Source organism: Bradyrhizobium genomosp. III (assembly GCF_000261705.1).
In the GTDB taxonomy this organism is placed as follows: domain Bacteria; phylum Pseudomonadota; class Alphaproteobacteria; order Rhizobiales; family Xanthobacteraceae; genus Bradyrhizobium; species Bradyrhizobium ottawaense.
Genome location: NZ_AJQF01000476.1, coordinates 1 through 12942 on the forward strand (window position 1 = coordinate 1; position 12942 = coordinate 12942).

15 protein-coding genes are annotated in these 12942 nt (G+C 60.8%); 4 read left to right on the forward strand and 11 right to left on the reverse strand.

Features of this window, described 5'->3' with window-relative positions; genetic code table 11:
* Nucleotides 1-389 precede the first annotated feature (389 nt).
* The 4 genes from IC66_RS0137475 (at nucleotide 390) to IC66_RS0137485 (ending at nucleotide 4773) form a co-directional block, all read left to right on the forward strand.
* Nucleotides 390-959 carry a helix-turn-helix transcriptional regulator gene (locus IC66_RS0137475; protein WP_016848068.1) on the forward strand — a complete coding sequence of 190 codons (570 nt, stop codon included), beginning with the start codon at nucleotides 390-392 and terminating at the stop codon, nucleotides 957-959.
* A gap of 196 nt (nucleotides 960-1155) precedes the next feature.
* Nucleotides 1156-2709 carry a phosphomannomutase/phosphoglucomutase gene (locus tag IC66_RS0137480; protein WP_049806737.1) on the forward strand — a complete coding sequence of 518 codons (1554 nt, stop codon included), beginning with the start codon at nucleotides 1156-1158 and terminating at the stop codon, nucleotides 2707-2709.
* Nucleotides 2710-2750: 41 nt separating this feature from the next.
* On the forward strand, nucleotides 2751-2969 hold the full coding sequence (locus tag IC66_RS46735; RefSeq protein WP_125459388.1) for a hypothetical protein: 219 nt from the start codon (nucleotides 2751-2753) through the stop codon (nucleotides 2967-2969).
* A gap of 886 nt (nucleotides 2970-3855) precedes the next feature.
* Nucleotides 3856-4773 carry a LysR family transcriptional regulator gene (locus tag IC66_RS0137485; RefSeq protein WP_026312514.1) on the forward strand — a complete coding sequence of 306 codons (918 nt, stop codon included), beginning with the start codon at nucleotides 3856-3858 and terminating at the stop codon, nucleotides 4771-4773.
* Here IC66_RS0137485 and IC66_RS49150 read toward each other — a convergent pair.
* The 11 genes from IC66_RS49150 to trbK-alt all read right to left on the reverse strand — a co-directional run bounded on the left by IC66_RS49150 (nucleotide 4737) and on the right by trbK-alt (nucleotide 12937).
* Nucleotides 4737-4832 carry a hypothetical protein gene (locus tag IC66_RS49150; RefSeq protein WP_301309069.1) on the reverse strand — a complete coding sequence of 32 codons (96 nt, stop codon included), beginning with the start codon at nucleotides 4830-4832 and terminating at the stop codon, nucleotides 4737-4739. The two genes, IC66_RS0137485 and IC66_RS49150, sit on opposite strands and share 37 nt — an antisense overlap.
* Before the next feature lie 246 nt (nucleotides 4833-5078).
* Nucleotides 5079-5711 carry a hypothetical protein gene (locus IC66_RS48680; RefSeq protein ID WP_223154147.1) on the reverse strand — a complete coding sequence of 211 codons (633 nt, stop codon included), beginning with the start codon at nucleotides 5709-5711 and terminating at the stop codon, nucleotides 5079-5081.
* Nucleotides 5599-6327: an MFS transporter gene (locus tag IC66_RS48685; protein WP_016848072.1), complete on the reverse strand. Its 729-nt coding sequence runs from the start codon at nucleotides 6325-6327 to the stop codon at nucleotides 5599-5601. Before IC66_RS48685 ends, IC66_RS48680 begins: the two co-directional genes overlap by 113 nt.
* A 79-nt stretch (nucleotides 6328-6406) precedes the next feature.
* Nucleotides 6407-7003 (reverse strand): ribbon-helix-helix domain-containing protein, encoded by a 597-nt coding sequence (locus tag IC66_RS45620; RefSeq protein ID WP_161170741.1) that lies wholly within the window; start codon nucleotides 7001-7003, stop codon nucleotides 6407-6409.
* A gap of 8 nt (nucleotides 7004-7011) precedes the next feature.
* Entirely contained in the window at nucleotides 7012-7953 is a 942-nt protein-coding gene (locus IC66_RS0137500; protein WP_011090985.1) for an alpha/beta fold hydrolase, read from the reverse strand.
* A 122-nt stretch (nucleotides 7954-8075) separates the two neighbouring features.
* The gene (locus IC66_RS0137505; protein ID WP_011090986.1) at nucleotides 8076-8300 is read right to left on the reverse strand and encodes a DUF2274 domain-containing protein; all 225 of its coding nucleotides are present in this window, start codon (nucleotides 8298-8300) and stop codon (nucleotides 8076-8078) included.
* On the reverse strand, nucleotides 8297-9499 hold the full coding sequence (locus tag IC66_RS0137510) for a TrbI/VirB10 family protein (protein ID WP_011090987.1): 1203 nt from the start codon (nucleotides 9497-9499) through the stop codon (nucleotides 8297-8299). Before IC66_RS0137510 ends, IC66_RS0137505 begins: the two co-directional genes overlap by 4 nt.
* A complete protein-coding gene (gene trbG / locus IC66_RS0137515; RefSeq protein WP_011090988.1) occupies nucleotides 9490-10569 on the reverse strand; it encodes a P-type conjugative transfer protein TrbG in 1080 nt (359 codons plus the stop codon). Before trbG ends, IC66_RS0137510 begins: the two co-directional genes overlap by 10 nt.
* Nucleotides 10566-11255 carry a conjugal transfer protein TrbF gene (trbF, locus tag IC66_RS0137520; RefSeq protein WP_011090989.1) on the reverse strand — a complete coding sequence of 230 codons (690 nt, stop codon included), beginning with the start codon at nucleotides 11253-11255 and terminating at the stop codon, nucleotides 10566-10568. The genes trbG and trbF overlap by 4 nt, the downstream gene beginning before the upstream one ends.
* 3 nt (nucleotides 11256-11258) lie before the next feature.
* Nucleotides 11259-12620: a P-type conjugative transfer protein TrbL gene (trbL, locus tag IC66_RS0137525; protein ID WP_011090990.1), complete on the reverse strand. Its 1362-nt coding sequence runs from the start codon at nucleotides 12618-12620 to the stop codon at nucleotides 11259-11261.
* Complete coding sequence (gene trbK-alt, locus IC66_RS0137530) at nucleotides 12617-12937, reverse strand: putative entry exclusion protein TrbK-alt (protein ID WP_011090991.1); 321 nt, start codon at nucleotides 12935-12937, stop codon at nucleotides 12617-12619. Before trbK-alt ends, trbL begins: the two co-directional genes overlap by 4 nt.
* Nucleotides 12938-12942 lie beyond the last annotated feature (5 nt).

Here is a 12942-nt window from a genome sequence, read left to right on the forward strand (position 1 = left end):
GATCCTGTTTCGACAATTTTGAGATAGGTTCTAGTTAGATTTTCACTTTTGCATCGATCGCGCAGCTCGAATGCCGGCGAAGAAGCGCTGAATTCGAACGGGCAAACGCAGCGAGCGCTTATTCATCGCGCGCCCGAAAGGTCCGTAGCCTACGGACTCAGTCTGAAACTCTAGAAATTAGTGCGAAACATATCTCAAATGGGACTGTCCACTTTGACGCACGCAGCTATAAGTTGAGACATGGGACGATGGCGTTTTCAGCATTAGTTATGCGAACCATTTTTTGAACTGTTGCTATGCTTGAGGGTGACGAGAGAACGGGGGCAGGTCCGAAAGGAGCTTTGTTTTGCCCGAGTGAATTGCGCATCGCTCGTGGGGAACGGCCCAGTATGATTGGTACGCTTGATCTATTGGGCCGGCCTGCGATTTTGATCGATCAGAATGGCTTCGTGGCGGCTGTCAACGACAACGCGTCGAAGCTTTTCGATGACGATCTATCGGTGAAGGGACGGCGTCTGTTTGCAGCGGATGCTCAGTCACGACTGAGGCTGGACCGACTGATCACTCAGGTCCGCTTTTTGTCTGGCAAACCGGGCCGTAGCACCTTGCAAACAGTTGTCACCCGGAGTCAGCGCCGGCCGATTGTCATTGATGCCATCGTTCAGGACTGGGAAAGTGCAGGCGATCCCCTCCTCCCGGACATGGGCGCCCTTCTGATCCTGACTGATCTGAATGAAATACCTCGCGTCTCGCAGAGCTCTGTCATGGAGATCTTTGGATTGACTCCCGCGCAGGCTCGTCTCGCATCGCTGCTGGTGGAGGGAAAGTCGCTGGAAGAAATTGCATTTTATATGAACATTTCGTCGGGGACAGCGCGAAACCATCTGAAAGCTGTCTTTTTGCGAACCGGGACCAGGCGGCAAGCTGAGCTAGTCTCGCTATTGTCCCGGCTTCTATAACCCCGCCCATCCAAACTGGCCGGCCGGCTGCATTCTTCTCGCTGTGCAGGTCAACGTTTCCTGGTTTTCGATGACGGAAAGCTGACCAAGACTTAGCCAACAAGCCTACCTTGTCCATTGTGTGATGCCCGCGATACCTCGGCCTGGGCATTCGCTATGGCGGCGGTCAATTCCTCGCATTTCTGAGATTGTCTCAATGTTCCCCAAGCCGAAATCCGTCTTGTTGCCCAACACCTATGCCTTCGAATCCGAGCCGATGGTGAAGGCCACGGGTTTTCGCGAATACGACGCGCGCTGGTTGTTCCAGAAGGAAATCAACCTGATGGGGATCCAGGCGCTCGGCATGGGGCTGGGCGCGCTGATTGCGGAGCTCGGCGTCAAGCAGGAGATCGTCACCGGCCATGATTTCCGCGGCTATTCGGCCTCGATCAAATATGCGCTGATTTCCGGCCTGATGGCTGCGGGCTGCAAGGTGCACGACATCGGGCTCGCGGTGACGCCGATGGCCTATTTCGCGCAGTTCGACCTCGACGTGCCCTGCTGCGCCATGGTCACGGCCTCGCACAACGACAATGGCTGGACCGGCGTGAAGATGGGCGCCAACCGCCCGCTGACCTTCGTCCCCGACGAGATGACGCGGCTGAAGGAAATCGTGCTCAACGCCGAATTCAAGAACAAGGCCGGCGGCTCCTACCAGTTCCACGAGAACTATCCGGCGCGCTACATCGCCGACCTCACCAGCCGTCCGAAGCTGACCCGCAAGCTCAAGGTCGTCGCGGCCCGCGGCAATGGCACGGCCGGCGCGTTCGCGCCGCAGGTGCTGGAGGCGATCGGCTGCGAGGTGATCCCGCTCGACACCGAGCTCGACCACACCTTCCCGAAATACAATCCGAATCCGGAAGACATGGAGATGCTGCACGCGATCCGCGATGCGGTGCTGCATCACAAGGCCGATGTCGGTCTCGGCTTCGACGGTGACGGCGATCGCTGCGGCGTCGTCGACAACACCGGCGAGGAAATCTTCGCCGACAAGGTCGGCGTGATGCTCGCCCGCGACATGTCGGCGATCCACAAGGACGCGGAGTTCATCGTCGACGTGAAGTCGACCGGCCTGTTCGTCACCGATCCCGTGCTGCAGAAGCAGGGCGCCAAGGTCGCTTATTGGAAGACCGGCCATTCCTACATGAAGCGCCGCACCCACGAGACGGGTGCGCTCGCGGGCTTCGAGAAGTCCGGCCACTTCTTCTTCAACAAGCCGTATGGGCGCGGCTATGACGACGGCCTGGTGTCGGCGCTCGCGATCTGCGACATGCTCGACCGCGCGCCGGGCAAGTCGATGGCCGATTTGAAGAACGCGCTGCCGAAAACCTGGTCGTCGCCGACCATGTCGCCGCATTGCGCCGACGAGACCAAGTATGGCGTCATCGACCAGGTGGTGAAGCATTTTGAAGGCTTGCAGGCCAAGGGCGCCAGGATCGGCGGCCAGGCGATCCGCGATCTCGTCACCGTCAACGGCGGACGCGTCACGGTCGAGGACGGCAGCTGGGGCCTGGTGCGCGCGTCCTCGAACAAGCCCGAGCTCGTCGTCGTGGTCGAGAGCCCGCTCTCCGAGCAGCGCATGCACGACATGTTCGAGATGGTGAACAGCGTGCTGCGCACGCATGCCGCGGTTGGGGAATACAATCAGAGGATCCAAGGTGGCCTTGCTGGGCCGATCCGGCAGGCGAGGACCGATACCGAATTTGACTAATTAAGCTCGTCCAAGTTTCCGTAATCTATTTGGAGCAAGCCGTGACAACCAATCTTGTTTCTTCAGGCACGACCACGCTCAGTTCAAACTCCTCCAACAACTATCTCGTCTATGGTTCTGGCGCGCTTGTAATTGCTGCCAGCGTCATGCTTCCGGGACAATCCCTAGCGGGGATGACACCGCCCCAGTCGCTGTATCCAACCGTTCGCGCCAGAAGGGTGGAGCAGATGAGAGCGTTTCGGGCAAGATTCATCGAATAGCCGCGAAAAACGGCGTGCGTCCTTGGCATTAATCCCTCCTGGGCTCTTCGACCCGTAATCCGCGCGCCCCTCCTCTTCCAGGGGCCGTAGTACTGAAAGGCTAATCGCCATTTTTTGGTCTCAAGCGCCCTTTCACGCTGAAGTTGGGTAAGATTGAGTTACCCCGAAAATCGGTAGCAGAAAAGGAATTGCGGATTAGAAGAAAGGCAAGGCGGGCAGCTAGGCCTTAACTTGGATAGGTGGGAGGCTTTCATCCCGATGATTCAGTTATACTTCTAGTTCGCTCAGGCCGCCTGAACTGTCGTCAAAAACCTGTCGACTTCGATCCTCAGTTGCGCGCCGTTGGCGGACAGCATTTAGGCGGACAACCAAGCTGACCTGAAGCTCAGTCGGTTTCTGTTGCCCTGTCGCAAAATTACCTCGTGTAGGATCACACGCTCGGTCACAAAAACGGATTTTCCCCGTTCTACCCATTTCAATCGAAAAGACTGCTTCTCGGGTCGTTCGGGAGGCTTTTTCATGATCGGGTTGGGTTGGCGATTGGTTCACTGTCATTTGGAATCATAGCAGTTTACCCGAAACATGAAGTTAGAAGAGCTTGCGCTTCTCGTGCCTCCAGCGAGCCTAGGTACCGAGCAAATGGCGGCAGGGTCTTAACCGGCCCGGAGGGCGGATGTCTTTTGATGGCCCTTTCGAGGCCGAATTGGCGGGTTGAAGCAGCGCAAGCAAATGAAAGGCAAACTTGCCAAACTTTTTTGGCTCCAGCCTCGCCCATTTTTGCGCTTGCCAAATTGGAAGATCCAGAAGCAGCGCAAGCAAATGGCGTGCGCCATTCAAGACAAAAATTGGTCAATTGGTACCGGCAACTTACCCTAGGGTTTCGACCGTGCCTGTGGAATTTCGAGACCTGCGCTGGGCGATCGTCGCGTCCAAGCACCGAAGCCTCCGCCAAGCGGCAGAGGCGCTCAGAATCAAGCAACCCACTCTTAGTCGCGGCCTGCGCAATCTCGAATACAGGTTGGGCGTCACTCTGTTTAAGCGTACCAATGGCGGCACACGACCTACCGTTGAAGGGCAGGAATTCCTCGAAGCTGCCCGGCGTTTCGTTGATGAGACGGAAGCAATCACGGTTCGTGGCAAGAACCGCTCGCGTGGTGAGAGCGGCCGATTGACCATCGGCATCCACACTTCCCTGTCAGCCGGCAATCTCCGGGCCACTCTCATCGAGCACCGGCACCGCTTCCCCGATGTCGACAGACAACTGGTTGACGGAGCGAGCGACCATCTGATTTCGGATCTCGCCAGCTCCGCGATTGACGTCGCCTTTGTGGCCGGCCTCAGTCCAAGGTGGAGCGACAGGTCATTGTTGCTCTGGAGCGAGCGTGTCGTTGCCGCCCTCCCCGCGAACCATCCGCTGACAGGTCGTGACGTAATTCACTGGGGCGAACTGAGGCACGAATCGCTTTTGATGTCGCAGCGAGGCCCGGGACCGGAATTCCTGAAGCTCCTTGACAGCAAATTGGGGTCTTCCGATCCTTGCCCGCTGGTTCGCCATGATGTGGTGCTCGACCGTCTTCTCTCCTTGGTCGGCGTGGACTGGGGCATTCTACTGGTATTGGAAAGTGCGACGGGCGCAGTCTATCCGGGTGTCACCTTCCGCGAGGTGCATGATGCCGAGGGGCCGACGCGGCTGAGCTTGCGCGCTTATTGGCGGCAGGACAACGCTAATCCATCGCTGCGTCCGTTGCTCGACCTGCTTCGGGAGCGCTATCCTGATATTTCCGCTGCCCCAGATGCGAGCTGAACAGCATTTCGTCGGGCCTTCGCAAAGGCGCGGTCGGTTGCGATAAAGCGCCCAACCATTGGCGATCAACTTGGCAGCCTTGGTCGGCGTCGTCGCGCCGCCGCTACGCGTCAGAATCGGCATAGCTTTGAGATCCCTGAAGACTGCAGCATCTGTTCGAGCATCGGCATCGGGGTGTCACGATCACCCCTGGGGGGCGGCATTTCCTGGACGAGGTGCGTCGCGGTGTCGAACATTCGCCGGTGCTTGCTGTGATCGCTCACAGTCCCGGCAGGCTGAACCTTGGCTGCCGCCGACTCGCGCCCCTAATCGCTGAACCTAGCGCTCGTCGACGGCCGAAGCACCCACGGGAAAGCGAACCAGACCCATGCGATGATCTGAAGGACAAGATTGAGGAAAAAGGCTATCTGGTACGCGATCTCCGGATAATGCCCCGCCTGAGGCGTCCAATGTTCAAGGACGACGCCAGTGGCATATTGCAGGACAAACGCTCCACCGATATGGAACACGTTCAGCGCAGCATTGGCCCGTCCGGCAAGCTCTTTCGGGAAATAACTAGCCAGGATCGCATAGCTAAGCACCGTAGCTGCGCCGACGGCGGCCACAGCGGCCCACAGGACGTATGATGACAACGGCCATCGCAGGATAATCGCGAATTGCACGGCAATGAACATAAGGCCGACGACCGCGAGGAGCGCCTCTGTTCCAATGCCATAGCGACGCAGCCGATCAGCCAGAACGCCTAGCAGGAGCGCACCCAGGCTGAGCGCGACGGTCATGACAAGCAAATGTTGCACCAAAGCAGCGCGATCAAGTCCCTCGACGTCAGTGAACCACTGCGCTGCCCAAAGTCCCTGCAGCGCCCAGGCGGTGCCGACGGAAGTCGCTGATAGCGGCGCCAGACGCCAGAAATGCGGATCGGTATAAATCTTCTTCAAGCTGGCCACGGCTGTTCCACGCAGGACCGGCGTTGCCGATGCACTCTCCGGCACCAAGAGATAGATCATCGAGATAGATCATCGCCGAACAGCCGGCCGTGAAGACAGCTAACAATGCGAAGAGCGTCCTCCACCCAACCCAAGCCAGCAACCACTGCGCCGGCGAGGTCGTGGTGACTGCTCCCAATGCACCGAGCATGACCATCAGGCCGTTGAGAAACGGAAGACGGTCCTTCGGAAACCAGAGAACGAGGGCTTTCAATCCGGCGGTCAGGCTCGCGGCGACGCCGAGACCGAGTAGCGCCCGGCCTAGAAGCAGCATGAGCAAATTGTCTGACGTAGCAAACAATGCGGCGCCGACCGCAGCAGCAACCAGCAGCACGCTCTGGATCAGCCGCGGACCATATCGATCCAGAAGGATGCCGACGGGTATCTGCGCTACCGCGAAGGTGAGAAAATAGACCGAAGTCAGCAAGCCAAGATCACCAGCGTCGAGCCCCAATTCCGATGTCAGGGGAGCGGCGATCAAAGCGTTGATTGTCCTGAAGAGGTACGAGAGGTAATAACCGACAGCAAAAGGTAGAAACACCCGCATGACAAGTGCGGAGACACCCATCACGTCTGCAACTGATCGTCGCGGCACGTAGGTGCGGCTTGGGCTAGGCGGCCGCGAATAAGGCGTGGTTTCAGCGCCGTTAGATCTCTCGCTGTAGCGGGATGTTGGTCCGGTCTGGAAAGGTTCGAATGCTGCCGCCCTCCCGCACGGCAGCATTCGGCTCTGACCCGCCATCAACCGTGTCGGACAGACGACGGTCTGGTTCTGAAGACCTGCAATTCGTGCGGCGATCCGCGCTTGCCGCAAGGTGGCTCGCCCAGCGGTTCTTATTCGTCACGAGGCGCCGGTTCATCGTCTCCCGGAGGAGGGATGTCCCCCGCTCAACACGACGTCCTACTTGCGCAGCGAACTCATCGAAGCGTTCTGAGCCCACCACAGTCGCCATATGCTGCTCTGCCGCCGATAACGAGGGCGTAACAGCCAAGTGAAAGCGCGCGTGAAGGGCGACGGCCTCATTCACCATCTTGAGATCGGCACCGAGACGCCCGATCTGATCGTTCAACTCAGTGAGGCGGCCTGCCACGATCGCGAAATGTTCAGCAGCGTTATCGGATTCGAGAAAGCTATCGAGCGCGGCTTCAATAAGTTCTGACTTTGTGACTCCCGTGCGTGTAGCCGCGGCGGTCAACCGCGTTGACATGGATTCGCTGAGATGAACGCCGGTCCGGGATTTCATGAGAGGACTCACTGTGAAGCGCCTGGAGTGTTGCAGTAACGGGCCACTGCCTTCGTGCGTGTATCGCACGTCATCTCAAGTTTCAGATCGGATTCAGCCTCAATTTCCGGATGCCCGCGGCGCCAGCTCCCACGCTCGACGGCGGCTAGAAAGCTGTCGAGCTGAGCATTGAATGCTGTCGGCTCTTCCAGATTGATGGTGTGGCCGGTGTTGGGACAGATCCAAAGACCGGCGTTGGGAAGCACTGCTTTCAGCATCAGGTTAGTCTCAAGGCAGGGCGCGTCTTCATCGCCCAGGGCCAGCAATACCGGTGTTCGCATCGTTGAGAACTGATCGGCCAGATCATGCAATGGCGGTCGCACCCCCTGACAGCGCGCCATCGTATTCGACATACCTAGCGGTGAGTGGTGACGCAGGCGTTCCTGGAACTCTTCCCAGCTCCGTGTGTCCTTGTATTTGAGTTGAATACGAGTCTGACCATGCGCCATTCTCCGGGCCATCGCGTCCATCCCGCGCTCGATGAAAGCCCGCGCGAGAATGGAGGTTTCTCTCGACCAGGCGTCCTGCTGGGAAGGAGCCGATCCGGATCCCACACCGGCCGCGACAATCGCGCTGGCTCTCTTCGGATAGCGTAATCCGAACTGCAAGGCGGCATATCCGCACATGCTCAATCCGACCAGGTGTGCGTGTTCGACAGCGAGGCCACGCATGACGGCGGCGATGTCGTTCACAGCGAGCTCCCAGCCATATAGCGTCGGATCGTCAGGAACGTCGCTGGGGGCATATCCGCGAGCGTTGAAAGTGATGCAGCGATAGGCACGAGAAAAGTAGCGAACCTGGGTTTTCCATCCGCGGCTATCTGAGCCGAACTCGTGCAGGAAAATGATCGGATGACCTTCCCCGGCTTCCTCAAAATAAAGCTTCACACCCGTGGCATCGATATATGGCATCTGACTTCCTGTTCACCTGAACGCGTCTACGTGAGCAAAATGCTGGTCTATGACCGGATTTGACTTGATGGGCTTTCGTCCCGGCCGTTTCTGCAAGGCAACGCTGAACGATCGTCCCCTTATCAATTTGTTGCCGCGCGTTTCACCTTTGAAAACCCCTTGTCTGTTGCCATGAATCTTTGGATCATCGGAGCGATGAGCTTGGCGGGATCGGGTGCCGGCTGTCCGCTCTCGCGCGCGATCGCCTCGGCATAGGCGAGGAGATTGCGATGGACGGCAGCCGGCAACTCGACGGCGATCTTCACCGGCTTATCGTCGAGGATGGTTCCGAGCTTCAGCTTGCTCATCGGCTTGCCTCCTGGCGGTAGGGAGCCAACACCAAATCCCGCGTAACGATGACCCGCACCGGGAAACCTGGCCGGATGGTCAGCGTCGGCTGGATGTTGAGCTGGCGCTGCACGATCTGCTGGCCGGTCTGGCTGATGCTGTTGGACGCGCCGCTACGGATCGCTTGAACGAGGTTGTTCTCATTCTGGCTCGTGCCCGCCTCGCCTCCGACGCTGAGCATGGTCGAGAGGACGGCAGCCTTGAACAGCATGCCCCAGTGGTTGTCGACCTCATCCTCGAGACCGGCATAACCACCGGTGTCGGCGCCGGGCTGGCGCTCTAGCACGATCGAGTTGCCATCCGGCATGATGATGCGGGTCCAGACCAGGAGGATGCGGGACTGGCCGAACGCGACGGAGCTATCGTACTGACCTATCAGTTTGGCACCCTGCGGGATCAGAAGATATTTGCCAGACGGACTGTCCCAGACCGCCTCGGTCACCTGTGCGGTGACTTGGCCGGGCAGATCGGAACGAATGCCCGTGATGAGCGCAGCCGGAATCACGGTGCCCGCCTGCACGACGTAAGGTGAGGCCTTGGCTTCGAGCCGTTCCGGACTGACCGTGCGCTTGTCTGTCGGAGCAGTGAGGAAGGCCGTCTTGCGGTCCTGCATGTTCTGGGCAGATCCGGCATCGACGGGCGGTGTCGCGGCCGGAGTGGCCGTGGCGCCAGCGGAGGCATTCGGGATGAGTTGGCCGACGCTCTGCGGTTGCTGAGCAGTTTGGGCAAAGAGGCGGCTGACCCGCGCCGCCTCGATTTCCTGGCCCCTGCGCTGCGTCTCGGGATCTGACGTCGCCGCCATCGTGTTCGGTGCAGCGCCGGTGTTGAGGATCGGCTTGCCGAGATCGCCGGGCAGCGGCGGCCCGAGCGGCGGTGCTTGACGCGGCAGGCCGGTATAGTCTTTCGGCAACCCGGCCAGACCCTCGGCCGAAGGCCGGTTCTGGGTGCTGAGCAGTTCTTGGCCGCTCTGCGCCTTGTTGCCGGTCTGGAGCGCGTAGCCGAGCGCGCCCGCGACCGCGAGGGCAGACAGCGCGCCGAGGCCGACAAGGACCTTGCGCGAGAGCCGTGTGACACGGGGCCGCTCGCCTCGGAGCCGCAGGTCCGGCGGCGCGACGGGCGGAATGTCGCCCTGACGTTCGTCTTCGCTGTCTATCGCCATGCGCGCGGCCTTCCGTCGGTGCGGACGATGCGCACGCGCCGCTCACTATCCTTGTCGCCAAGACGCAATTCGGCGGCGGCGAACAAGCGGTCGACGATGTAGTAGTTACGGTTTGCTCGGTAGTTCACCAGTTCGGAGCCGCCGGCTGGACCTATCACGAACAGCGGCGGCATTTCACCCTGGGCGATACCGCTTGGGAACTCGATGTAGACCTTGTTGCCGTCATCAAAGGCGCGCAGCGGACGCCAGGCCGGGTCGTCGCCCTCAATAGAGTAGCGGAAGTTGATCGAGGCGAGATCGACGCCAGCCGCAATTGGCGCCGCAGTTTCAGCGGCCGCATTCTGCCGCCGAAGCGCAATCAGCTGGTCCTCGGGATACTGCCAGGAGACCGAGGCCATATAGGTCTTTTCCGTCGAGCACAGCTCGAGGAGATAGGTCCGCCGATCGGTGTTGATCACGAGATTGGTGACCAAATCCGGCCGCGTCGGCTTGACGAGGATATGAATCTTCTTGGTCGCGCCCGCGCCGCTCTCGGTATCGCCGATGATCCAGCGCACAGTGTCACCGGCGGCAACCGGACCGGAGCCGACGAGTTGCTCACCCTCCTGGAGGGCGACATCTGTGATCTGGCCGGGCGCCGTGTAGACCTGGTAGAGGGCTCCGCCGGAGAACGGATAGACCTGTACTGCGTTGATGAAACCATTGCGGACCGGCTGCACCCGTGCCGCGGCGTTGGCCTGTTTGACGCGAACCTTTGGATCGGCGGCTTCCGGGACGCGTTTGCCGGCGGCGAGCGGCTTCAACTGCCCGGGCAGTGGCAGCGGCTGGGGCAACTCCACGATTTTGACGGGCGGCGCCGGGTCGACGGTGAGCGTCGCAGGCTCCGCAGTGTCGTAGCTGATGTCGGGTGGGATGAAATTGTGCGCGCAGCCGCCAAGGGCTGAGACGGATATCAGCAAAGCCGTCAAAGCGGATTTACGGAAAGACGTATCGCCGTCCTTCCGGTTTTGATGAACGATGGAAAAACGCGAAGCCGGACCGCCGGCTTTTGCGAAAATCGGCGGGGTCATTGTCCCAGCTCCTTTGACCAGTTGATGGCGTTGACGTAGATGCCGAGTGGATTCTTGCGCAGCCGATCGGCGTCGGTGGGCGGCTGAATCGCGATGGTGAGGATCGCGGTCCAACGCGTGGTGCCGGCGAGCGCCCCGTCCTGAAAGCGGTGCTCAACCCAGGCCACGCGAAAACTGTCGGGCGAGGCGCGGATGACGCTGGAGACGTCGATCGCGACCTGCTGCTTGCCGAGATTGGCGAAGGGGTCGTTGGCGCGGGCGTAGTCGTTCAGCGCCGCCGCGCCCGCCGTGGTTGTGAAATCATAGGCCTGCAGCCAGTTGTGCCGCACGATGATCGGGTCGGCCGGAAGCGAGCGAACGATCTGAATGAAGTGGGCGAGATACCAGGCGATCTGTGGGTCGTTCGGCCTGTAGTCGGCGGTAGCGGGCGCCATGACTTGCGCTTCGCCGAGCTTGTCGACCTGCACCACCCAGGGAACGACAGTGCCGTGCGTGGATTGCCAGACGAGTCCACCGGCAAGGCCGCAGGACAGCATCAGCGAACCGAAGGCCATCAGCCGCCAGTTCCTGGCCTGCACCCGGGCGGATCCAATGCGCTCATCCCAAACTTGCGCTGCGCGCTGGTAGGGGGTTTCTGGTTCGGGCGTGCGGCCGTAACGAACCGACGATCGCCGGAAGACTGACATTCGTTATTCTCCTCCCGAGAGGTCGACGGAGTGGCCGCCGCCATGGCTGTCGCCGGATTTGAGGGCTTGCGCGGTGGTCTGAGCGCCGTGAATGACGGTCTGATTGCGCTTGACGCGTTGGGCCCAGGCGGGCGGACCGCTCTCGCTCGGCACTTGAGATGCGGCTCCATCGTTTGCGGCCGCGCCGCTCCGAATGGTCCCCATCGTCGAGGAGCCACCCGTGTTGGCGACGCCGGCACGGGCGCCAGAAGTGAAGCTCTCCGTCATTGTCCCTGCCGCTTGCGCAGCGGCGCGTCTGACGGGAGCTGCCGCGTGACTAGCCGCCGCACGGCCTGCACCGCCGAGACCGGACGCGACGCCGCCGGCGCCGGACCGACCGGCTGATGCGAGGCTGTAGGCGGAGGACATGCCGCCCGCCATCGCCGCACCGCCGCGCGCGGCAGCCGCAGCACCAGAGCTGGCTGCCATCGCTCCCCTTCCGGCCAAACCGAGCGCCGCGCCGCCGACCATCGCTGTACCGGCAACAGCCAGACCCGTGCCGACGGTAGCGCCCGCACCAAGCTGCGGCGCGCCGGAAACAAGCCCGGTCGCGATGCCGGGCCCGAAGATGCCGAGGCCCAGCATAGCGAGCGCCGCGAGCACGACAGAGAGCGCCTGCTCGATCGTCGGCTGGCCGCCGGCATAGGCGGTGGTGAACTGCGAAAAGAGCCCGGTGCCGATGCCGACGATGACGGCGAGCACCATGACCTTCACGCCGGAGGCAACGACATTGCCCAGCACCTTCTCCGCGAGAAAGGCGGTCTTGTTGAAGAGCGCGAACGGAATGAGGATGAAGCCGGCGAGCGTCGTCAGCTTGAACTCGATCAGCGTGACGAAGAGCTGCACCGCCAGAATGAAGAAGGCGATCAGCACCAGCAGCCAGGACACCATCAGCACGGCAATTTGTACAAAGTTGGAAAAGAAGCTGGTGAAGCCCATCATTTGGCTTGCGGAGTCGAGCAACGGCTGCCCGGCGTCGAGGCCGACCTGCGCAAGCCGGCCGGGCCGCAGGAAGTCCGCCGTCGAGATCGACGAGCCGCCGGCCTTCAGGCCGAGGCCTGCGAAGCTGTTGAAGATGATGCCTGAGAGCTTGGTGAAGTTAGTGATGATGAAGGCAAAGAAGCCGATGTAGAGGGTCTTCTTCACCAGTCGCTGGAGAATGTCTTCGTCTGCGCCCCAAGCCCAGAACAGGCCCGCGAGCGTGATGTCGATGACGATCAACGTCGACGACAAATACGTGACCTCGCCCTTGATCAGGCCGAAACCCGAATCAATGTAGGTCGTGAAAGTATTGAGAAAGGTGTCGATGACGCCGACGTTGTTCACGGCTTCTCTCCCTTTGGAACAGCCGTCATCGGCTGAGTGGCCGGCGCGGCTTGCGGCAGACGTGGCCGCGCCGGCCTGCCGAAGAAGCGCGCGCGGTTCTCCTTCCAAACCGCCTGGCAGTGCGGATCTTCGGCATCCTGGGGTCCAAGCTCGGCGCAGCGGAGCAGCTCGGCCGAGAGGTCATCGGGAGCGGAGACAGAGGGGGCGTCGGATACCGGCCGCTCGGCTGGACGCCGATGGATGACGTGCAGCGCGGCGAGGAAAATCACGAACACGACGATCATCGCGCCTGCGCGAAAGATATCCGAGCGCTCCATGATCG